Annotated in this window: 25 protein-coding genes; 10 read left to right on the top strand and 15 right to left on the bottom strand. The window is 64.6% G+C overall.

Annotated elements, in window-relative coordinates; genetic code table 11:
• Position 1 precedes the first annotated feature (1 nt).
• A complete protein-coding gene (locus tag ACPRTJ_RS02615) occupies positions 2–886 on the bottom strand; it encodes a DMT family transporter (protein WP_078481770.1) in 885 nt (294 codons plus the stop codon).
• A 140-nt stretch (positions 887–1,026) separates the two neighbouring features.
• On the opposite strand from ACPRTJ_RS02615, the gene ACPRTJ_RS02610 reads away from it, so the two are divergent.
• Positions 1,027–1,845 carry a UDP-2,3-diacylglucosamine diphosphatase gene (locus ACPRTJ_RS02610; RefSeq protein ID WP_054916590.1) on the top strand — a complete coding sequence of 273 codons (819 nt, stop codon included), beginning with the start codon at positions 1,027–1,029 and terminating at the stop codon, positions 1,843–1,845.
• A 25-nt stretch (positions 1,846–1,870) separates the two neighbouring features.
• On the opposite strand, the gene ACPRTJ_RS02605 is transcribed toward ACPRTJ_RS02610, so the two are convergent.
• Positions 1,871–2,182, bottom strand: coding sequence for a DUF962 domain-containing protein (locus tag ACPRTJ_RS02605; RefSeq protein ID WP_043864120.1), 312 nt, complete (start codon positions 2,180–2,182; stop codon positions 1,871–1,873).
• Positions 2,183–2,341: 159 nt separating this feature from the next.
• Between ACPRTJ_RS02605 and ACPRTJ_RS02600 the strand changes: the two genes are divergently transcribed.
• Positions 2,342–3,427, top strand: a complete 1,086-nt coding sequence (locus tag ACPRTJ_RS02600; protein ID WP_088514518.1) for an AraC family transcriptional regulator — start codon at positions 2,342–2,344, stop codon at positions 3,425–3,427.
• Here ACPRTJ_RS02600 and ACPRTJ_RS02595 read toward each other — a convergent pair.
• Positions 3,384–4,838: a TrkH family potassium uptake protein gene (locus ACPRTJ_RS02595; protein ID WP_043864118.1), complete on the bottom strand. Its 1,455-nt coding sequence runs from the start codon at positions 4,836–4,838 to the stop codon at positions 3,384–3,386. The genes ACPRTJ_RS02600 and ACPRTJ_RS02595 overlap by 44 nt on opposite strands.
• 100 nt (positions 4,839–4,938) lie before the next feature.
• On the opposite strand from ACPRTJ_RS02595, the gene ACPRTJ_RS02590 reads away from it, so the two are divergent.
• Entirely contained in the window at positions 4,939–5,502 is a 564-nt protein-coding gene (locus tag ACPRTJ_RS02590) for a nitroreductase family protein (protein ID WP_426427972.1), read from the top strand.
• Positions 5,503–5,630: 128 nt separating this feature from the next.
• Here ACPRTJ_RS02590 and ACPRTJ_RS02585 read toward each other — a convergent pair whose 3' ends face one another.
• The 6 genes from ACPRTJ_RS02585 to ACPRTJ_RS02560 all read right to left on the bottom strand — a co-directional run bounded on the left by ACPRTJ_RS02585 (position 5,631) and on the right by ACPRTJ_RS02560 (position 9,792).
• On the bottom strand, positions 5,631–6,968 hold the full coding sequence (locus tag ACPRTJ_RS02585; protein WP_043864116.1) for a sensor histidine kinase: 1,338 nt from the start codon (positions 6,966–6,968) through the stop codon (positions 5,631–5,633).
• A 57-nt stretch (positions 6,969–7,025) separates the two neighbouring features.
• A complete protein-coding gene (locus ACPRTJ_RS02580; RefSeq protein ID WP_043864115.1) occupies positions 7,026–7,442 on the bottom strand; it encodes a Spy/CpxP family protein refolding chaperone in 417 nt (138 codons plus the stop codon).
• A gap of 163 nt (positions 7,443–7,605) precedes the next feature.
• On the bottom strand, positions 7,606–8,283 hold the full coding sequence (locus ACPRTJ_RS02575; RefSeq protein ID WP_043864114.1) for a response regulator transcription factor: 678 nt from the start codon (positions 8,281–8,283) through the stop codon (positions 7,606–7,608).
• Between the two features lie 7 nt (positions 8,284–8,290).
• Positions 8,291–8,692, bottom strand: a complete 402-nt coding sequence (locus tag ACPRTJ_RS02570; RefSeq protein ID WP_426427969.1) for a translation initiation factor 2 — start codon at positions 8,690–8,692, stop codon at positions 8,291–8,293.
• A gap of 202 nt (positions 8,693–8,894) precedes the next feature.
• On the bottom strand, positions 8,895–9,194 hold the full coding sequence (locus ACPRTJ_RS02565) for a YciI family protein (RefSeq protein ID WP_043864112.1): 300 nt from the start codon (positions 9,192–9,194) through the stop codon (positions 8,895–8,897).
• 1 nt (position 9,195) lies between these two features.
• Positions 9,196–9,792, bottom strand: coding sequence for a septation protein A (locus tag ACPRTJ_RS02560; protein WP_043864111.1), 597 nt, complete (start codon positions 9,790–9,792; stop codon positions 9,196–9,198).
• A 66-nt stretch (positions 9,793–9,858) separates the two neighbouring features.
• Between ACPRTJ_RS02560 and ACPRTJ_RS02555 the strand changes: the two genes are divergently transcribed.
• The 5 genes from ACPRTJ_RS02555 to rluB all read left to right on the top strand — a co-directional run bounded on the left by ACPRTJ_RS02555 (position 9,859) and on the right by rluB (position 14,193).
• A complete protein-coding gene (locus ACPRTJ_RS02555) occupies positions 9,859–10,722 on the top strand; it encodes a PHP domain-containing protein (protein WP_043864110.1) in 864 nt (287 codons plus the stop codon).
• A gap of 13 nt (positions 10,723–10,735) precedes the next feature.
• Entirely contained in the window at positions 10,736–11,365 is a 630-nt protein-coding gene (locus tag ACPRTJ_RS02550) for an L-threonylcarbamoyladenylate synthase (protein WP_043864297.1), read from the top strand.
• Between the two features lie 128 nt (positions 11,366–11,493).
• Positions 11,494–12,192 (top strand): segregation and condensation protein A, encoded by a 699-nt coding sequence (locus tag ACPRTJ_RS02545; protein ID WP_162484885.1) that lies wholly within the window; start codon positions 11,494–11,496, stop codon positions 12,190–12,192.
• An 18-nt stretch (positions 12,193–12,210) separates the two neighbouring features.
• Entirely contained in the window at positions 12,211–12,975 is a 765-nt protein-coding gene (gene scpB, locus ACPRTJ_RS02540) for an SMC-Scp complex subunit ScpB (protein ID WP_426427966.1), read from the top strand.
• Between the two features lie 153 nt (positions 12,976–13,128).
• Complete coding sequence (gene rluB, locus ACPRTJ_RS02535; RefSeq protein ID WP_054916588.1) at positions 13,129–14,193, top strand: 23S rRNA pseudouridine(2605) synthase RluB; 1,065 nt, start codon at positions 13,129–13,131, stop codon at positions 14,191–14,193.
• 4 nt (positions 14,194–14,197) lie between these two features.
• Here the strand turns inward: rluB and ACPRTJ_RS02530 are convergent, their stop codons facing one another.
• Positions 14,198–14,470, bottom strand: a complete 273-nt coding sequence (locus tag ACPRTJ_RS02530; protein WP_282362074.1) for a hypothetical protein — start codon at positions 14,468–14,470, stop codon at positions 14,198–14,200.
• 426 nt (positions 14,471–14,896) lie between these two features.
• Between ACPRTJ_RS02530 and ACPRTJ_RS02525 the strand changes: the two genes are divergently transcribed.
• Together ACPRTJ_RS02525 and arfB are read left to right on the top strand one after the other, a co-directional pair.
• Positions 14,897–16,318, top strand: coding sequence for an amino acid permease (locus ACPRTJ_RS02525; RefSeq protein WP_043864106.1), 1,422 nt, complete (start codon positions 14,897–14,899; stop codon positions 16,316–16,318).
• 100 nt (positions 16,319–16,418) lie between these two features.
• Positions 16,419–16,832, top strand: a complete 414-nt coding sequence (gene arfB / locus ACPRTJ_RS02520; protein ID WP_043864296.1) for an alternative ribosome rescue aminoacyl-tRNA hydrolase ArfB — start codon at positions 16,419–16,421, stop codon at positions 16,830–16,832.
• On the opposite strand, the gene ACPRTJ_RS02515 is transcribed toward arfB, so the two are convergent.
• From ACPRTJ_RS02515 to phhA, 5 genes are all read right to left on the bottom strand, one after another.
• Positions 16,826–18,025 (bottom strand): MFS transporter, encoded by a 1,200-nt coding sequence (locus tag ACPRTJ_RS02515; protein ID WP_426427963.1) that lies wholly within the window; start codon positions 18,023–18,025, stop codon positions 16,826–16,828. The two genes, arfB and ACPRTJ_RS02515, sit on opposite strands and share 7 nt — an antisense overlap.
• A gap of 137 nt (positions 18,026–18,162) precedes the next feature.
• Positions 18,163–18,294: a hypothetical protein gene (locus tag ACPRTJ_RS02510; protein ID WP_255002693.1), complete on the bottom strand. Its 132-nt coding sequence runs from the start codon at positions 18,292–18,294 to the stop codon at positions 18,163–18,165.
• Positions 18,295–18,497: 203 nt separating this feature from the next.
• Positions 18,498–19,691, bottom strand: coding sequence for an amino acid aminotransferase (locus ACPRTJ_RS02505; protein ID WP_415378425.1), 1,194 nt, complete (start codon positions 19,689–19,691; stop codon positions 18,498–18,500).
• Positions 19,691–20,047 (bottom strand): 4a-hydroxytetrahydrobiopterin dehydratase, encoded by a 357-nt coding sequence (locus ACPRTJ_RS02500; RefSeq protein WP_036994257.1) that lies wholly within the window; start codon positions 20,045–20,047, stop codon positions 19,691–19,693. Before ACPRTJ_RS02500 ends, ACPRTJ_RS02505 begins: the two co-directional genes overlap by 1 nt.
• A gap of 44 nt (positions 20,048–20,091) precedes the next feature.
• A complete protein-coding gene (phhA, locus tag ACPRTJ_RS02495; RefSeq protein WP_043860279.1) occupies positions 20,092–20,880 on the bottom strand; it encodes a phenylalanine 4-monooxygenase in 789 nt (262 codons plus the stop codon).
• Between the last annotated feature and the right edge of the window lie 103 nt (positions 20,881–20,983).

Genomic DNA, 20,983 nt, shown 5'->3' with positions numbered 1-20,983 from the left:
CTCAGCCGCCGGAGGTGGCGGGTGCGGTGTGTGGTGCGCCGGCGGCCAGACGGCTTGAAATCACGATGGCCAGAATGATCAGCACCCCGCCCATCAGCATGCGCAAGGTGGGCTGCTCTGCGAAGATCACCCAGGCCATGGCGATGCCGTAGACCGGCTCCATGGCAAACACCACGGCGGCGGTACGGGCCTTGATCACCGCCAGGCTGGCCACGAACAGGCTGTGTGCCACGCCGGTGCAGAACACCCCCAGCAGCCCCAGCCACAGCCAGTCCAGCGCGCTCACCGAAGGCAGCAGCGGGCCCGCCACCGGCAGCAGACACAGTGCCACCACGGCGTTCTGGCACAGCGCCGCCTGTACCGCCGGAATGTGCCGCGAGCCTGCACGGTTCAGCAGTGACAGCAGGGCGAACAGCAACCCGGAGAACAACGCCCACAGCAGCCCGCTGGTGGCCTGGCTGGCGAGGTCGAAATCGGGCGTCACCAACACCAGGCCGATGCTCACCAGCAGTACCAGCAAGGCTTCGTTGCGACGGATGCGCTCACGGAACAACAGCCCTTCCAGAATGACCGTGAACGCCGGGAAGCTGGCAAAGCCCAGGGTCGCGATGGCCACGCCGGCCACCTTGACCGCGACGAAGAAGCTGACCCAATGGCCGGCCAGCAACATCCCGGCCAATGTCAGCCCGCGCCAGTCCCGCGCCTTCAGGGGGTGCCAGTGTTGTCGGGCAACGCCGACGAAGATGGCCAGGGCCAGCACGGCGAAGGCCGCACGGCCGAATACGATGACCGACGGGCCGGCACTGGCCAGCTTGCCGAGCACGCCGGTCAGGCCGAACAACAGTGCGCCTGCATGCAGGGCGCCCAGGGCGGTACGAGGGGTCATGGCGGGCGGTTGCCTTGGATCGGGAGTACAGGCCACGCAGTGTACATGCCCCGACGTCCTGTCACAGGACTGCCGCACAACGGTCATGGTCGATTCACTGCCCACAGGCAAGCTCGCACAAACTCTCCCGGAGCCTGCCCATGACCCATGCCGAGCTTGGCAAACCTTCGCGCAAGCAGCGCGTGCGCACGCTGTGGATCTCGGACGTGCACCTTGGCACCCGCGACTGCCAGGCCGAGCATCTGTCGCAGTTTCTCAAGGGCTACCAGGCCGATCGCATCTACCTGGTGGGCGACATCATCGACGGCTGGAAGCTGCGGGGTGGCATGTACTGGCCCCAGGCCCATACCAACGTGATCCGGCGCCTGCTGACCATGAGCAAGCGCGGCACCGAGGTGATCTATGTGACCGGCAACCACGACGAGTTCCTGCGTCGCTACTCCAAGCTGGTGCTGGGCAATATCCAGCTGGTGGACCAGGCCGAGCACCTCACCGTCGACGGCAGGCGGCTACTGGTGATCCATGGCGACCAGTTCGACGTGATTACCCGCTATCACCGCTGGCTGGCCTTCCTGGGTGACTGGGCCTATGAACTGACCCTCACCCTCAACCGCTGGCTCAACCACTGGCGCGCGCGGTATGGCTATGGCTACTGGTCGCTGTCGGCCTACCTCAAGCACAAGGTCAAGACTGCGGTAAGCTTTATCAGCGACTTCGAGGAGGCGATTGCACGCGAATGCGTCAAGCGAGGGTTTCACGGGGTGGTGTGCGGGCACATCCACCACGCCGAAATCCGCAAGGTGGGAGAGGTGGACTACCTCAATTGCGGCGACTGGGTGGAGTCGTGCACTGCCTTGATCGAGCACTGGGACGGTACGATCGAGCTGTACCGCCTGGCCGACGCCCAGGCCCGGGAGGCCCTGCGCCAGGCCCGGGCGGTGGGTGAGCCCAGCCTCTAGGCCACGCGCAGGGGGCGGGCGATGGTCAGAACTGCACCTTGCCGCGCAGCATGTCGCGGTACAGGACAAAATCGCCCAGCAGGCTGTAGAAGGGGTAGGTGAAGGTGGCGGGGCGGTTCTTCTCGAAAAAGAAGTGGCCTGCCCAGGCAAAGCCGTAGCCGGCCACCGGGACCGCCAGCAGCAGCCAGCCGTTGGCACTGGCCAGGGCGTAGGCCAGCAGGGCGATCACCAGGCTGGTGCCGACGAAGTGCAGGCGGCGGCAGACAGGATTGCTATGCTCACCCAGATAATACGGATAGAACTCGGCAAAGCTGTTGAAGCGTGGGGGGCTGTTCACTGCGTCGCTCCCGTATCGGTCTAAGGTGGCGAAACATGCACGGCGTGGAGCCTGAACCGAGTCTAGAATTGTGTCGCAGTATCAGTCAGTGACAATAAGCGCCACTTTAGTATCCTTTGCGTTCACCGCAGGAGCGGTCTTACCCAAAAGAAGCCAGCCATGAGCGAAAGAACCACGTCAGCAAGCTGGGCCTCGGGGATCGTCAAGGCACTTGAATTCGAAGGGCTCGATTGCCCTGCGCTGTTCAAGCAGCTCGGCCTGGACTTCGCCGCGCTGGACGACCCCGACGCACGTTTCACCCAGGACTCCATGACCCGCTTGTGGCAACTGGCCGAAGAGTTGTCGGGCAACCGTGCCATCGGCCTGAACATGGCGCGGGTGGTGCGCCCGGCATCGTTTCACGTGGTCGGCTATGCCTTGATGTCCAGCCGCACCCTGGCCGAGGGGTTCGAGCGCCTGGTGCGTTACCAGCGCATTATCGCGGAGAGTTCCGACCTGAGCTTTCGCCTGGGGCCGGAAGGCTACTCGCTGGTGCTGACCGTGCATGGCGATCACCTGCCGCCCACCCGGCACAGTGCCGAGGCCTCGCTGGCCTGCGCCCTGGCGCTGTGCTGCTGGTTGAGCGGGCGCACCATCCAACTGCGCCGCGTGCTGGTACAAGGCCCGCAGCCTCAGGATATAGAACCCTACAAGCAGGCGTTTCGTGCCCCGCTGGTGTTTGGCGCGCCCCACGATGCGCTGGTGTTCGAGCGCGCCGACATGGAGGCGCCGTTGCCCACGGCCAACGAGGCCATGGCAATTCTGCACGACCGTTTTGCCGGCGAGTACCTGGCGCGTTTTTCCGAAAGCCGGGTGACCCACCGTGCACGTCAGGTGCTGTGCCGCATGCTGCCCCAGGGCGAACCCAAGCGCGAAATGGTCGCCCAGGCTCTGCACCTGTCGCAGCGCACGCTGCAGCGGCGCCTGCAGGAGGAGGGCACCAGCTTTCAGACCCTGCTCGACGATACCCGTCGCGAACTTGCCGAGCAGTACCTTGCGCAGCCGAACATGACATTGCTGGAGGCTGCCTACCTGCTGGGTTTTGCCGACCCGAGCAACTTCTTCCGGGCCTTCCGGCGCTGGTTCGACCTCACCCCCGGGGAATACCGCACCCGTATGGAGCTGGCGCGCAGTGCCGGCCCCGAGGCGTCGGCCCAGGGCGTCAGTGTCGCCAGAACGCCGGCATGCACAGAACCAGCACCGTAATGATCTCCAGGCGGCCCAGCAGCATGCCGCCGGCCAGGATCCACTTGGCGGCGTCGGGCAGGGTGGCGAAGTTGCCCGCCGGGCCGATGGTTTCGCCCAGGCCCGGGCCCACGCCGGATACGGTGCTGGCCGCGCCGGTCAGGGCAGTCATCCAGTCCACGCCCAGCAACGAAAGCAGCAGCGCGATGATGCAGATGGTGATGGCGAAGAAGAACGAGAAGGTCAGGATCGACCGCACGATCTCTTCGTCGAGGCGGTGACCGTTGTATTTCTGCTTGATCACCGCACGCGGGTGAATCAGCTGATTTAGGCTGGCCTTGAGCAGAATGTAGGCTACCTGGAAGCGGAAGATCTTGATCCCGCCCGCGGTCGAGCCCGAACAGCCGCCGATGAAACCCAGGTAGAAGAACAGCATCAGCGAAAAGTTGCCCCACAGGCTGTAGTCGCCCAGGGCGAAGCCGGTGGTGGTGACCACCGAGGTCACGTTCAGCGCCACGTGGCGCAAGGCATCGAACCACGGCAGGCTGGTGGTGGCCCAGTACCAGGTACCCAGCACCACCCAGGTGGCCACCAGCAGGCCGAGCAGGCCCTGTACCTGCTGGTCCTTGATCAGTGCCTTGCGGTTGCCACGCATCGTGGCCACGTAGAGGGTGAACGGCACACTGCCCAGGATCATCACCACCACCGCCACCCAGTGCACGGCCGGCTGGTCCCACTTGGCCAGCGACTGGTCGGAGGTGGAGAAACCGCCGGTGGAAATCGCCGACATGGCGTGGTTGATGGCATCGAACGGGCTCATGCCGGCCAGCCAGAACCCCAGCCCGCCGATGGTGGTGATGCCCACGTACACCGCCACGATCGACTTGGCGACCATGTGCGAGCGGGGCATGACCTTTTCGGAGCGGTCCGAGGACTCGGTCTGGAACAGGCGCATGCCGCCGATGCGCAGCAGCGGCAGGATCGCAACCGCCATGCCGATGAAGCCGATGCCGCCCAGCCAGTGCAGCAGCGAGCGCCATATCAGGATGCCCGGCGACATGCTGTCCAGGCCACTGAGCACGGTGGCGCCGGTGGCGGTGATGCCCGACATGCTCTCGAAGAAGGCATCGGTGTAGCTGATGTGCTGGGTCAGCAGGAACGGCAGGGCGGCGAAGATGCACACCACCAGCCAGCTGCTCACGGTGAGCAGGTACATGTCGCGCGGGCGCAGGTGCACGTGCTCGGGGCGCCCGGGTATGACCAGGGCCAGGCCGGCAATGAAGGTGATCAGGCTGGCCCACAGAAACGACGGCAGGTCGCCGGTGCGCTCGTAGATGACCAGGGTGGCCATGGGCACGGTCATGCTGATCGCCAGGGTAATCAGGAAGATGCCGATAATGAAACCGATGATCCTTAAGGTCGGCAACGCCATGTGATCTGCTCTGGGTTGAAACGGAGGGGCGCCATTCTACCTATGGGCCTCTTTAAGTAAACGGTAGAATAGCCGCACATTTCTCGACAGGGGGTAGCCGATGGAGGCTCTCGACGCATTGCTCAACCGTGTTTCCGTTCCTCGCCTGGTAGAGCCGGCACCTGATGCTGCGCAGCGCGAGTTGCTGTTTCGGGCGGCCTCGCGTGCGCCGGACCATGGCCAATTGCGGCCCTGGCGGTTCCTGACCATCGAAGGCGCGGCCCGCGAACAATTGGGGGCGCTGCTGGCCGAGGCGGTGCAGGCGCAGGGCGAAACCACCGAGGCAGCGCTGGAAAAGGCCCATGCCATGCCGCTGCGGGCGCCGTTGCTGATTGTGGTGATCGCGAACGTGCAGGATCACTTCAAGGTGCCCAAGTCCGAGCAGCGGCTGGCGGCCGCGTGTGCGGCGCATGCCATTCTGCTGGCGGCATATGCCCAGGGGATCGGCGCGGTGTGGCGAACCGGCGAGCTGTCCTACAGCCCGCAGGTGGCCAAGGGCCTCGGGTTGGCGGATACCGAAGAGCTGATCGGCTTCCTGTATGTGGGCACGCCGCTTAACCCGCCGCGTACGGCGCCAGTGGTGTCTGTCGAGGCGTTTGTCAGCGCCTGGGAGCAGCCCCGCTAAGCTGTACAGGCATCAGATGGCCCTTTCGCTGGCAAAGCCAGCTCCCACAGGTGCGCACTTGCCCTGGAGGACGGTGACATGCCTGTAGGGGCTGACTTGCCAGCGAAGAAGCCACCACCCGTCTTTATTCAGGCGCTAGCCGGCCCCGCCACCGGCAACTCCAGCGTCGCCACGAACCCGCCCTGCGCATGGTTGCCCAGCACCAGGCTGCCACCATGACGTTCCGCCGCCTTGCGCGCGATCGCCAGGCCCAGGCCATGCCCGGCCGTGGTCTGCCCCGGAGCGCGGAAAAACGGCTCGCCCAACTGCGCCAGGTGCTCGTCGGCCACCCCCGGCCCGTGGTCGCGCACCGTCAGCACGATACGCTCGCCTTCACGCTGTGCACTCATCTCGATCGGTTGCCCCGGCGGATTGAAGCGCACGGCATTGCGCAGCAGGTTGTCCAGCGCACGTTCGATCAGTGTCGGCCAGCCCTGCAGGCTCAGCCCAGGCGTGTCGTGCAGCTGGATGTCCTGTTCCGGCGCTGCGAGCTGAGCATCCTTGCGCACGCTGGCCAGCAGCGCATTGAGGTCGACCGGTTCTGCGCTGGCGCTTTCGGCATCCACCCGCGCCAACACTAGGATTTCACTGATCAAAGCCTCGAGGCGGTCGCACTCGCGGGTCAGGCGCGGCCAGTAGGCCTGCTGCTGTGCAGGCTCTGCCCGCTCGGCCAGGGCCAGGGCGATCCGCAGGCGTGCCAGCGGTGAGCGCAGTTCATGGGACACGTCACGCAGCAGTTGGCGCTGGCTGGCAATCAGGCTCTGCAGGCGTGCGCCCATGCGGTTGAAGTCATTGGCCAGCACACCGAACTCGTCGCGCCGGTTGGCCAGGCGTGCCAGGCTGTTCTGCTGGTAGGTGGTCTGCCCCAGGTCATGTACCGCGCCACGCAGGCGACTGAGGGGGCGGGTGATCGACAGGGTTACCAGCAGGCTGAACAGGGTCAGTACCACCAGGGCAATGCCCAATGCACTCAGCGGCCACAGCAGGCTGTCGCGGTGCCAGGCGTCGAGTTCGGGGTGAGGGATGCGGTAGATCAGCAGGTAGGTGTCGCCCGTGCCGGGGCTGGTGTACTCCTCGGTGAGGCGTCGCCAGGGCAGCGGCTCGCCGTTGTGCCGGCGCGCCTCGAAGGCTGCTGCGCGGCGCGGGAACGTGCCTGGCACCACCGCCTCGCCGCTTTCGTTGAGCACCTGCACGTCGATGTTGTAGCGTCGCTTGCGCAGCTCCAGATAACGCTGCGCGGCCTCGGGCCCTTGCTGTTCGTAGCGCGCCGACCAGTTCATGGCCAGGGTATTGAGCCCCGGGTGGCGGCTGAGGATCCAGGCGTCCTGATTGAGCATGTGGCCGAGCAGGATCGACAGCCCGGCAACCAGGGTGATGGCCAGCCAGAAGCTGGCCAGGATGCGCCAGAACAGTGAACGCAAGGGCATTACCTCAAACGAAAGAAGCCCGACCTGCGGGGGCAGGTCGGGCGGGGTGTGGACAGCTTACTGGGCCTTGCTGGCTTTTTCAGCTTTCCAGGCTTTGAACTCGGCCCACTCGGCCTTGCGCTCTGCCTGCTTCTTCTTCATTTCATCGAACTGCTTCTGCTGCTCTGGCTTGAGCATGCCGCGGATCTGGGTGTCGACCTTGTCGTGGCTTGCCTTGAGTTCGTCCTTGAGTGCCTTCTGGTCGGCTGCCGGCAGCTTGGCCAGGTAGCGCTGGGTGATTTCGTGGCGGCTCTTCATCTGCTCGCCCATCAGTTGACGGATCTGCTGGCGCTGCTCGCGGGTCAGGTCCAGCTGGGCGAAAGGCGCTCCACCGCGTTGGTGCTCGGCGCCGTGACGGGGGCCGCCATCGGGCATGGCCATGGCTACGGTTGGCAGGGCGGCAGCGAACATCAGGGCGATAAGGGTCTTGCGCATGGTGACTCTCCTTGTTGAGGCCGGTCGTTACCGGATGTGCCCAGTCTAGGGAGATCAAGGTCAGCGGCGGTCAGGCAAGGGTAAAGCTTGGGTAAAGACGGTGGGCGAGGGTGTTTACACGGTGGGGCGTTGGCGTGCGCCCCTTTGCCAGCAAGGCTGGCGCCTACAGGCTGTAGTAATAGCCGCGGCTGCGCAGGGCGACGATGCGCGGCCTGCCATCGGGATGCGGGCCGATCTTCTTGCGCAGGTTGCTGACGTGCATGTCCAGGCTACGGTCGTACAGGGTCAGCTTGCGGCCCAGGGCGAGCTGCGCCAGCTCCTGTTTGTCCAGCGGCTCACCCGGCTGGCCCAGCAGGGCTTCGAGAATGCGGCTTTCGGAAAGGGTCAGGGTCAGCTCGCGTTCGTCGATGTCGACCACGCCACGGGCGGGGCTGAAGCGCAGGTCGCCCACTTCCATCTGGGTGGGTGTGGCGGCCGGGTGGCTGCGGCGCAGCACGGCGCGCAGCCGCGCGGTGAGCTCGCGGGGGTCGCAGGGCTTGGCCAGGTAGTCGTCGGCGCCCAGTTCCAGGCCCAGGATACGGTCCAGCGGCTCGCCGCGAGCAGACAGCATCAGCACTGGCAGTTCGGCGTGGTCGCTGCGCAATTGCTTGAGCAGTTCCAGGCCGCTGCCGTCGGGCAGCATCACATCCAGCACCACCGCTGCCGGGGCGTGCTCGGCCAGGGCCTTGCGGGCGCTCTGGCCATCATGGCAGGCACGCACCTGAAAGCCTTCCTGGGTCAGCCAGCTGCTCAGCAGCTCGCACAGTTCCTGGTCATCATCAATCAGTAGCAGCTCGCTCATGTCTCACTCAATTCAACCATTGCCGGCGCCGTCTGTGGCTGCCACTGGCAAAGATACCGCAGAGCACGGCCAACAGGGCAACTCCGGCGCCAATCACGAACCATTGCTGCTGATCGGTGAGCAGCTTGGGCAGCGGGTTGGCCTGGGGTTGCTCGAGCTGCTGCTTCAGGCGTTGGTTCTCCTGGCGCAGGCGGGTCAGCTGGGCACTTTCGCGTTCGTTCTCGGCATTTTTCAGCTGCTGCTTGAGCGCTTCGTGCTGGCGCTCACTTTCCTTGAGACGTTGCTGCAGCTCGGAGATCTGGCTACCCGCACTCAACGACAAAGGGGTGCTGGCGGAGGCTTCGGCGGCCTTGGCGAGCGGGGTCAGCAGCAACAGGCACAGCAGCATGGACAACGGACCTTGACGCATCGGAACTCCTTGATTCCAATCGGGTGTTGCGTAGGTTGTCGGCAGGTGGACGAGAATGATGAACATTCGAGTGGATTTTAAGGCGTAGCACTACAGACCCGCTGTAGTGGGCAAAGCCAGGAAGGGGGGCAGGGAGTATGTGCGAGGGTGCGCAGAAGGTGAGGCGAACCGGCGCGACGACGGGCTCGTCGCGCCGATCAGGTTACGGCAGGACCTGCTTGAACGGCTTCACCAGCACCTCGGCATATACACCCGCCGCAATGTAAGGATCCGCATCTGCCCAGGCCTTGGCAGCCTCGAGCGAGTCGAACTCGGCGACGATCAGGCTGCCACTGAACCCGGCCGCGCCAGGGTCGTTGCTGTCGATCGCCGGGTGCGGGCCGGCCAGTACGATGCGGCCTTCGGCCTTGAGCTGCTGCAGGCGCTCAAGGTGCGCCGGGCGTGCAGCCAGGCGGGCTTGCAGCGAATCGGCAACGTCTGTGGCGATGATGGCGTAGAGCATGTCAGTCCTCGGTCTTGGGGGTAGTAGGGTCGCTGTCGTGCAGGTGACGGGACAGGTAGACACCCTGGCCCACCAGGAACAGTACGGTCATACCCAGGCTGCCGAATACCTTGAAGTCCACCCAGATGTCCTGGAAGGTGAAGGCAACGAACAGGTTGGCCGCGCCGCAGAACAGGAAGAACGCGATCCACGCCAGGTTCAGGCGCGTCCACACCGGCTCGGGCAAGGTCAGCGCATGGCCCATGATGCGCTTGATCAATACACGGTCACCAATGAAGTGACTGCCCGCAAAAGCGGTGGCGAACAGCCAGTTCACCGCCGGGGCCTTCCACTTGAGGAAGGTCTCGCTGTGGAAGGCCAGGGTCAGGCCGCCAAATACCAGGCATGCCACCAGGGTCAGCCACTGGCCCTTCTCCAGCTTGCGCTGGCGGATCAGCAATGCGCCATACACCACCAGCGAACTGATGATCAGCACCGCCGTGGCGCTGTAGATGCCGCCCAGCTCGAACGACTGGCCGGCAACGTCGACCGTGCGCGGGTCGAGCTTGTAGACGATGAAAAACAGGAACAACGGGATGAAATCGATGAATTGTTTCACAGTGGCAGCCAGAAGCAGGATGTGACGGCATAATAACAAACATCAATGAGAGCGTATGCGCCACCTATGAATGTTGATCTGCACTGCCACAGCACCGCTTCCGATGGCGCCCTGTCGCCCACGGCGCTGGTCGCTCGCGCCCACGAACACGGCGTGCGGATGCTTTCGCTGACCGACCACGACACCCTCGAAGGCCAGCTCGAAGCCCAGGCTGCCACCCAGGCGCTGGACATGCAGTGGGTCAGCGGGGTCGAGCTGTCCTGCACCTGGGGCGGGGCGACGATTCACATCCTGGGCTACAACTTCCCGCTCGATGCCGAACCGCTGCAGCGCGCCGTCGAGTCGCTGCACCGTGGACGCTGGCTGCGCTCCGAGGAAATCGACCGGCGGCTGGCGCTCAAGGGCATGCCCGGCGCGCTGGACGGCGCCCGTGCCATCCAGCAGGAGCTGGGCGACAGCGGCAATGCGCCGGCCCGTCCGCACTTTGCCGAGTACCTGGTGCGTGCCGGCCACGTCAAGGACCGCGGCGAAGCCTTTCGCAAGTGGCTGGGCGCCGGCAAGCTGGGGGATGTGAAGCTGCACTGGCCAAGCCTGGAAGACACCGTGCAGACCCTGCGCCAGTCCCACGCATGGGTCAGCCTTGCCCACCCGATGCACTACGAATTAACCCGCAGCAAGCGTCGACGCCTGATTGCCGACTATATTCAAGCAGGTGGCCAGGCGCTGGAAGTGGTGAACGGGATGATGCCCGCCGAACAGGTGGGCACGATGTCGATCCTGGCCCGTGAGTTCGGTCTGCTGGCCAGCGCCGGCAGCGATTTCCATGGCCCGGGCGCCTGGTCTGAGATCGGTGTCTACCGGCCGTTGCCGGAGGACCTGCCACCCCTGTGGCGTCGATTCAAACATGAGCAGCCCACTGCACCCGTCTGAACAGGTAGAAAACGTGAGTCAATTTTTCCAGATTCATGCGGAAAACCCGCAACCGCGCCTGATCAAGCAGGCCGTCGAGATCATCCGCAAGGGTGGGGTGGTGGTCTACCCTACCGATTCGTCCTACGCCATGGGTTGCCAGATCGGCGACAAGTCTGCCGTGGAGCGCGTGCGCCGCTTGCGCGGGCTGGACAAGAGCCACAACTTCACGCTGATCTGCTGCGACCTGTCGCAGATGGGCCTGTTCGCCAAGATCGACACCGCCACGTTCCGCCTGCTCAAGGCGCATGTGCCGGGGCCCTATACCTTCATCCTCAATGGCACCCGCGAAGTACCGCGCCTGCTGTTGCACGAGAAGCGCCGCACCATCGGCCTGCGCGTGCCGCAAAACCCCATTCTTCTGGCCTTGCTCGAAGAGCTGGGCGAGCCGTTGATGAGCGTCAGCCTGATCCTGCCAGGCGACGACGAACCCATGACCGACCCGTACGAGATCCGTCAGCGCCTGGAAAAACAGGTCGACCTGATCATCGACGGCGGTTACGGCGACCTCAAGGCCTCCACCATCATCGACCTGACCGGGGAGGAGGCGGTGCTGGTGCGTGAAGGCTGCGGCGACCCGGCGCCCTTCATGGCCGAAGCGTGAACCAGGTCGCTGCGGTCGAGCCGGCCCTGGACCCACAGGCCGGCGCCCAGCAGGAGCTGCCACTGGTGATGGTGTATGGCGAAGCCATGACCGAGATGCCGGTGGACCTGTACATCCCGCCCGATGCGCTGGAAGTGTTCCTCGAAGCCTTCGAGGGCCCGCTCGACCTGCTGCTGTACCTGATTCGCAAGCAGAACGTGGATATTCTCGACATCCCGGTGGCGGAGATCACGCGCCAGTACATGGGCTATGTCGAGCTGATGAAGACCGTACGCCTGGAACTGGCCGCCGAGTACCTGGTGATGGCCGCGATGCTGGCCGAGATCAAGTCGCGCATGCTGCTGCCGCGCTCTGCCGAAGTGGAGCAGGAAGAGGACGATCCGCGTGCCGAACTGATTCGCCGGCTGCAGGAGTACGAACGTTTCAAGGCCGCCGCCGAAGGCATCGACGGCCTGAGCCGGGTTGGCCGCGAGGTGATCGTACCGCGCCTGGAGGCACCCCAGGCCAAGGCGCGCAAGCTGTTGCCCGACGTTGCGCTGGAAGAGGTGCTGATGTCGATGGCCGAGGTGCTGCGCCGCGGCGACATGTTCGAGAGCCACCAGGTCAGCCGCGAGGCGCTGTCGACCCGCGAGCGCATGAGCGATGTGCTCGAGCGCCTCAAGGGCGGCGGCTTCGTGCCCTTCGTCGAGCTGTTCACGGCCGAGGAGGGCAAGCTGGGGGTGGTGGTGACCTTCATGGCCATCCTCGAACTGGTCAAGGAATCTCTCGTCGAACTGGTGCAGAATGAGCCCTTCGCTCCCATCCATGTCCGCGCCCGGGCCGAATAACCGTACACGAGCACCCTAATGAACCTGACCGACCCCCGTGACCTGGCGCCGCTGCTGGAAGCCTTCCTGCTCGCCTCTGGCAAGGCGCAATCGCTGGAGCGCCTGTACGAGCTGTTCGAAGAGGCCGAGCGCCCTGAGCCCGGCGTGTTCAAGAAGGCCCTCGAGGTGCTGCGCAAGTCCTGTGCCGGGCGCGCGTTCGAGCTCAAGGAAGTGGCCTCGGGCTACCGCCTGCAGATCCGCGAGGACTACGTGCCCTGGGTCGGGCGGCTGTGGGAAGAACGGCCGCAGCGCTATTCGCGTGCGTTGCTCGAAACCATTGCGCTGATCGCCTATCGCCAGCCGATCACCCGTGGCGAGATCGAGGATGTGCGGGGCGTGGCGGTGAACACCAATATCATCAAGACCCTGCTCGAGCGCGAGTGGGTGCGCATCGTGGGCTACCGCGAAGTGCCCGGCAAACCGGCGATGTTCGCCACCACCAAGGCCTTTCTCGACCACTTCAACCTGAAGAACCTCGACGAGCTGCCCTCGCTGGCCGAGTTGCGCGAGATGGAGCCCGAGCCATTGCTGGAAGTGGATGACGCACCGGTGCCAGCCCACCTGCAGGCCCTGGCCGACGAGAGCGCCGAGCCCGAAGCACCGGTCGAGGAGACCAGCTTTCACAGCCTGTTGCTGGAGCTGGACTCGATGGAGCAGGGGCTCAAGACCGACTTCGACGACCTGCTCGAGGAGGCCGATGAACCCGATGAGGGCCAGGCAGCGCCCGGTTCGCCGCAGGGCTGAGCGGCCTTCGAGCGGAAAACAGCGTCCTGGGGTGCAATATCGGCTAGTCTGTGGTGCGTTTGTCGTCGGTTCGGCGTATGATTCGCGACCTTTTTTGGCGCTTGTTTGGCCAATTCAATGATTTTCAGCAGCACTACACCGGGAGGTGCCCAGATGAGTGAACAGGATCTGCACGATAGCCCGCCGCGTCCAGCCGGCGAAAAACTGCAAAAGGTACTCGCGCGCATTGGCGTGGGTTCGCGCCGCGACGTCGAGGCCTGGATCAGCCAGGGTCGCATCAAGGTCAATGGCGTGGACGCCACCCTTGGCCAGCGCGTCGACATGCACGACGCGATTTCGGTCGACGGCCGCCTGATCAAGCGTGAAGAAGCCGCAGAGACCGTGCGCCGCGTCATCATGTACAACAAGCCCGACGGCGAGATCTGCACCCGTGACGACCCGGAAGGTCGCCCGACCGTGTTCGATCGCCTGCCGCGCCCGAAAGAGGGCCGCTGGATCAACGTCGGTCGCCTGGACATCAACACCACCGGCCTGCTGATGTTCACCACCGATGGTGAGCTGGCCAACCGCCTGATGCACCCGTCGTCCGAAATGGACCGTGAATACGCAGTGCGTGTACGCGGCGAAGTGGACGAAGACATGATCGCGCGCCTGAAGGCGGGCGTGGTGCTCGAAGACGGTCCGGCGCGTTTCACCGACATCCAGGAAGCCCCGGGCGGTGAAGGTTTCAACCACTGGTACCACTGCGTGGTGATGGAAGGCCGCAACCGTGAGGTGCGCCGCCTGTGGGAATCCCAGGGCCTGGTGGTCAGCCGCCTGAAGCGTGTGCGCTTTGGCCCGGTGTTCCTCAACAGCGACCTGCCGATGGGCCGCTGGCGCGAAATGAGCCAGGGCGAAGTGGACATCCTGGCTGCCGAAGTGGGGCTCAAGCCGGTGGCGATGCCAGCGATGAAGGCCAAGGTCAAGGACAAGCTCGAGCGCATGCAGCGCAAGTCGTCCAAGCCAGTGGGCCGTGGCGAGCGCGTGCGCACCCTGCGCCCGGCCAAGGAAGGTGGCGCGACCACCGAGCGCGCAGCGCGCCAGCCGCGTGACGACTCGCCACGCAAGGGCCGCAGCACCGTGGCCGAGCGTCCGAGCGACATGAACAAGCGCAAGCCGGCCGGCTCCGCACCCAAGCGGCCGGGCAGCAGCCGTGGCAAGCCGCCGCGGGCTGAGTAAGCGCTCACACAAGCCAACCTTCGGGTTGGCTTTTTTGTGCCTGTGGTGTTTTCACGTGCCCTTCGCCGGCAAGGCCGGCTCCTACAGGCATTGCACTCGCAGTGTAGGAGTCGGCGTTGCCGGCGAAGGGCCGGCGCAGACACTTCAAGGCAACCGGTGGAAACTTTTTGAACCGCGTCGTAAATAATTCGTTACGACTTGTGGCGTACTGATTGGGCAAGCCCGCCCATCCTTCAGGCTGTAAACAAACCTTGCCGAAAACGTCGGCGACGCTCACCTTCCGTCCACGTCAACCTCTTGCCCAACCCCCGCAACCACGGTGTGATAGCCGCCATTGCCAAGTGCAAAAGCCCCGCCGCAGAGCTGGGCAAGCCATAACAAAAAATGGAGGCGCCATGCACGCCGTACACTCCCCCAGGCTTCAGAACCCCCGCCGGACCGCTGCGTCTTGTCATCCGACAGTCACGCAACGTGTTGACCCCTGCGCCAAAGCAAGGGTATACAATGCGCCGCGTTTTAACTGTGACCCAACTGCGTACCGCGCAACCTTGCTGACTCCGGGCTGATTCGCCTCGGGCTGCCGCCCGTACCGAAGGCTCTGGTCCAAGACTCCTCAAGGTATACCACCTTGTTAATTCCGCTGCGCCACGAGCGCGGTGGGTCCGATTCCGTCACAGATAAAAACAAACAGGTGACTCCGTTCATGAGTGGACAAAACTCGCATTCAGGTGAGCTCAAGCGTGGCCTGAAAAACCGCCACATCCAGCTGATCGCCCTCGGTGGCGCTATCGGCACCGGCCTGTTCCTGGGGTCGGCCGGGGTGATGCAATCGGCCGGCCCGTCGATGATCCTGGGCTATGCGATCTGCGGCTTCATTGCCTTCCTGATCATGCGCCAGCTGGGCGAGATGATCGTCGAAGAGCCGGTGGCCGGCTCCTTCGCCCACTTCGCCCACAAGTACTGGGGCGGTTTCGCCGGCTTCCTGTCGGGCTGGAACTGCTGGGTGCTGTACATCCTGGTGGGGATGTCGGAGCTGACCGCGGTCGGCAAGTATGTCCACTACTGGTGGCCGGAGATCCCCACCTGGGCCTCGGCAGCCGCATTCTTCATCCTCATCAACGCGATCAACCTGGCCAACGTGAAGGTGTTCGGCGAGGCGGAGTTCTGGTTCGCGATCATCAAGGTGCTGGCCATCGTCGGCATGATCGGCCTGGGCAGCTACCTGCTGGTCAGTGGCAGCGGCGGCCCTGAAGCCTCTGTCACCAACCTGTGGGCCCACGGCGGTTTCTTCCCGCACGGCGTCGGCGGCCTGGTGATGGCCATGGCGATCATCATGTTCTCCTTCGGCGGCCTGGAAATGCTCGGGTTCACCGCAGCCGAGGCCGACAAGCCGAAGACCGTGATCCCCAAGGCGATCAACCAGGTCATCTACCGCATCCTGATCTTCTACATCGGTGCCCTGGTGGTACTGCTGTCGCTGACCCCGTGGGACAGCCTGGTCAGCAGCCTGACCAGCTCGGGCGATGCCTACAGCGCCAGCCCGTTCGTGCAGGTGTTCTCGCTGCTGGGCAGCAACACCGCAGCGCATATCCTCAACTTCGTGGTGCTGACCGCGGCGCTGTCGGTGTACAACAGCGGCACCTACTGCAACGCGCGCATGCTCTACGGCATGGCCGAGCAGGGTGATGCGCCGGCCAGCCTGGCCAAGATCGACAAGCGTGGCGTGCCGGTACGCTCGATTCTGGCGTCGGCAGCCGTTACCGTGGTGGCGGTGCTGCTCAACTACCTGATGCCGCACAGCGCCCTGGAGCTGCTGATGTCGCTGGTGGTGGCGACCCTGGTGATCAACTGGGCGATGATCAGCTACTCGCACCTCAAGTTCCGCCAGCACATGGACCGTACCGGTCAGAAGTCGCTGTTCCGCGCGCTGATCTACCCCTACGGCAACTACCTCTGCCTGGCGTTCGTGGTGTTCATCCTGGGCATCATGCTGCTGATGCCGGGCATCCGTGTATCGGTGTACGCGATTCCGGTATGGCTGGTGGTGATGTGGGGCTTCTACTGGCTCAAGAGCAAGCGCAGCGCCAACGGCGCCCCTGCAGTGCCGAGCGCCGCCCTCAAGTAAGCGCAGGATGCTGCAATGAAAGCCCGGCCTTGTGCCGGGCTTTTTGGTTTTGTGCACCAGGGCGGGTATCCTGAAGGCCAATTCGCGCAAAGCCAGGCCCATGCTGATCATTTCCAACGCCGTGCACATTCCCGATGACGAGATCGAATTGAACGCCATTCGCGCCCAGGGCGCCGGTGGGCAGAACGTCAACAAGGTCTCCAGCGCCGTGCACCTGCGCTTTGACATCAATGCCTCGTCACTGCCGCCGTTTCACAAGGAACGGTTGCTGGGCCTGCGTGACAGCCGGATCACCAGCGACGGGGTGATCGTGCTCAAGGCCCAGCAATACCGTACCCAGGAGCAGAACCGGGCCGACGCCCTGGAGCGCTTGCGCGAACTGATTCTGGCGGCGGTGAAGGTCGAGAAGGCGCGGCGGCCTACGCGCCCGACCCTGGGCTCCAAGACCCGTCGCCTGGAGTCAAAGAGCAAGCGCGGGGCGATCAAGGCCGGGCGCGGCAAGATCGACTACTGAAGCGTGTGGCGTACCGGGTTCAGTCGTGCCTGGCGGTACAGGTAAAGGCTGAGCAGCAGGCCGCACAAGGCGGCGATTGCCGCAAACAGAAAGATCGAGGCAAAGCCGAAACCTGCCGCCACAGCCCCCGCCAGTGGGCCAGTGATACCCAGCGACAGGTCGATGAACAGTGAGTAGGCCCCCACCGCGGCACCGCGGTTGGCCGCCGGCACCAGATTGACCGCCTCTACCCCCAGCGCCGGGAATACCAGCGAAAAGCCGAAGCCGCTCAGTGCCGCACCGGCCAGTGCCAGTTCGGCGCTGGGGGCCAGCCACAGCAGCAACAGGCCGATCGTCTCCACGCTCAGGCAGGCAATGGCGACACGGTAGCCGCCCAGACGGTTGATCAGGTTGCCGAACAGCAGGCGTGCGCTGATGAAGCTGGCGCCGAACAGGCTCAGGCACAAGGCGGCGTTGTGCCAGGACTGGCTGGCGTAGTACAGGGTAATGAAGGTGGCGATGGTGCCAAAGCCGATCGAGCCCAGCGCCAGCCCCGAGCCATGCCCGAACACCCGCCCCAGCACATGCAGAAACGGCATGCGCACGCCACTGACGATCGGCGCCGCCTGCTTGGGCCAGGCCAGCGCCAGGCCTGCCGCGCACAGCAGCAGGATGCTCACGCCCATGCTCCACAGCCCCAGTTGCTGTACCAGCACCACCCCCAGCGGTGCGCCGATGGCCAGCGCGCCGTAGCTGGCGATGCCGTTCCAGGAGATCACCTTGGCGGTGTGCTGCGCGCCCACCCGCCCGATGCCCCAGCCGATGGCGCCCGAACCCACCAGGCTTTCGGCGCTGCCCAGCACCAGGCGCCCCACCAGCAGGCTGGTCAGGCTCATCCAGGGCGTGGCCTGCAGCCAGGCGGCCAGCAACATGAACACGCCGCTCAGGCCGCAGCCGGCCAGGCCGTACATCACCGCACGCTTGCAGCCCTGATTGTCGATGAGGCGGCTGGCATAGGGGCGGCTGAGCAGGGTGGCGAGGTATTGCACGCTGATCACCAGGCCGGCGACCACGGCGCCGAACCCCAGGGTGTCGTGCACGAAGCCGGGCAGCACGGCCAGGGGAATGCCGATGTTGAGGTAGCCGATGAAGGTGAACAGCACGATGGAGACGACTTGCAGGGTGGCCGCCAGGGGGCGCGGTGTGACAGGCATGGAAGGTCCGGGAGGTGACGGGCTGGAGTGCCTATCATAGACCTGTGGAGCGCGGGGAGGGTTCTTGGCGGTGTGAAAACCCGTTGCCGGGGTCGTCCCCTGTCGTAGTGGTTTTCACACGCCGGGTAGTGCGCGGTTTATTCCTGTTCGGCGCTCGGGGTTTCGTCGCCATCGGAATCTGCCACGTGGGCAGGTTCGGCGCTGAGAGGAGCAGCAGGCTGCTCGGCTTGGTTCAGGCTTGGGAAGGGAAGATTCGGGATTTCATGCATCTCGTCGTTCCTCGCAAGTTTATAAGGTGGAAAGGCTGCGCAAGGCGCGCTTGGCTTCGATAAAGCCTGGGCAGGATACAGGAGTCTGGATGACAGTATGAATTTTCCTGCTGATTGGTGGCCTTCAACGGCTTCGCCGGCACGGCCAGCGCCTACACGGATCGACGTCGTCCCTGTAGGAGCCGGCCTTGCCGACGAAGGCTTCAGCGACAGACGTCCGCGATGGCCGCCGCCAGTACCTGCAGCCTGGCCGCATCCGCCCCGGCGATGTTCGCCCGCCCGGTACCGACCATGTACACACTGTGCTTCTCCCGCAGTTGCGTCACTTGCTGCGGTGAGAGGCCGGTGTAGGAGAACATTCCGCGTTGCGCGGCGATATGCGCGAACCGCTCGCTCAGCCCATGGGGCTGCAGCGCCTCGACCAGGCCGACCCGCAGCATGGCGATGCGCTGGCGCATGGCGTCGACTTCGTCGGCCCACAGGCGCTTGAGCGCCGGATCGCCAAGAATCGTCGCCACCACCGCCGCGCCATGGTCTGGCGGCGTCGACCACAGGTTGCGTGCAATCGATGCCAGCTGACTGCGCACATCCTGCAGCTTTTCGGCGCTGTCGGCGCATACCAGCAGCGCACCGGTGCGCTCGCGGTACAGGCCGAAGTTCTTCGAGCACGAACTGGTCACCAGCAGCTCCGGCAGGGCCTGGGCAAACAGCCTCACGGCCCAGGCATCCTGCTCCAGCCCGTCACCGAAGCCCTGGTAGGCGAAGTCGATCAGCGGCAGCAGTTCGCGGCGCTTGACCACTTCCAGCACCGCCTGCCAGTCCTGCTGCGACAGGTCGAAGCCGGTGGGGTTGTGGCAGCAGGCGTGCAGCAGCACCACGTCGCCCGTGGGCACCGATTCCAGTGCCGCGAGCATGCCGGTCACGTTCAGGCGGTTGTCTGCGCCCACATAGGGGTAGTGGCTGACCTTCAGGCCGGCACTGGCGAACAGCGTTTCGTGGATCGGCCAGGTCGGGTCGCTCAGCCAGATGCCACGCCCTGGCAGGCACTGGCGGATGAACTCCGCCGCCAGTCGCAGTGCGCCGGTGCCGCCCGGGGTTTGCGTGGCGCCTGCGCGCCGGGCTGCGAGCAGTGGCGCGTCGTCACCGAGTACCAGTTGCGCGATCAGTTGTCCGAAGGCTGCATCCCCGTGACCGCCTACGTAGCTCTTGCTGGTCTGGCCGTCGAGCAGGCGCTGTTCGGCCAGCTTGACCGCCTTGGGCACCGGGGTAAGGCCCTGGGCGTCCTTGAACACGCCAACCCCCAGGTCGAACCTGTCGGGGTTGGTGTCCCTGGCGTACGCCTCCATCAGCCCCAGAATCGGGTCGCCCGGCACGCGCGCGATGGCGCCGAATTGCATTACTTGCGACCTTCTGCGGTGCTGGCGACCTCATCGGTGCGCGCGGCCATGATGAAGTCGTTGCGGTGCAGGCCCTTGATCGAGTGGCTCCACCAGGTCACGGTGACCTTGCCCCACTCGGTCAGCAGGCCAGGGTGATGGCCTTCGGCTTCGGAGATCTCGCCCACTGCGTTGGTGAACGCCAGGGCATGTTTGAAATTCTTGAACAGGAACACTTTTTCCAGCTGCATGATGCCGTCGCGCACTTCGATGTTCCAATCCGGGATCTGCTTGATCAGTACCGGCAGTTCTTCGTCGCTGACCTGTGGGGCGTCGGCACGGCAGGCTTCGCAATGGGCTTGGTTCAAGGCGTTCATAGGTGATTCTTCCGCAAGTGGTTGTTATAGGTGTACAGGGTGGCTCAAGCGGCCACCTTGGGGGGGAATTTGGGGGCGTGCAGGCCCAGCTGCATGGCGCGTTGAACCATGCCCATGATGTCTTCGTGGGCCAGGTCGAACAAGCGCTTGAGCTGCGGCAGGGCGAAGTACACCGGCTGCAGGATATCGATGCGATACGGCGTGCGCATGGCCTCGAGCGGATCGAAGGCCTGGTGTTCCGGTTCGTCGGACAGGCTGTAGACGGTTTCCTTGGGCGAGGAGAGGATGCCGCCGCCGTAGATCCTGCGGCCCTGCGGGGTGTCCACCAGGCCGAACTCGATGGTCATCCAGTACAGGCGGGCCAGGTAGACGCGCTGTTCCTTGGTCGCGGCCAGGCCGAGTTTGCCGTAGGTGTGGGTGAATTCGGCAAACCAGGGGTTGGTCAGCAGCGGGCAGTGGCCGAAGATCTCGTGAAAGATGTCGGGCTCTTGCAGATAGTCGAGTTCTTCTTCGGTGCGAATGAAGGTGGCCACCGGAAAGCGCTTGCTGGCCAGCAGTTCGAAGAAGGTCTGGAAGGGGATCAGGGCCGGCACGCGGGCAACTTGCCAGCCGGTGGTGGCGCCCAGTACCTGGTTGATCTCGCTCAGTTGCGGAATGCGGTCATGAGGCAGGTTCAGTTGTTCGATGCCGTCCAGGTACTCCTGGCACGCGCGCCCCTCGATCACCTTCAGCTGGCGGGTGATCAGGGTATTCCACACCGCATGTTCCTGCGGCGGGTAATCGATAAAACCCTGCGCATCGGGCTCGCGGGCCACGTAGTGCGTCTGTTTCATGCTGCTCTCCTGATGAGGGCCTTTATTGTTATAGGGTGGCTTTCGCCATGCCCTAGGAATACCCCCTCACTCTGGTGTTTGCATCCCGTTGCCTCGTGCCCGG

This window comes from Pseudomonas palmensis, from assembly GCF_049942755.1.
GTDB lineage: Bacteria > Pseudomonadota > Gammaproteobacteria > Pseudomonadales > Pseudomonadaceae > Aquipseudomonas > Aquipseudomonas palmensis.
This window is presented reverse-complemented; position numbering and strand designations above follow the sequence as displayed.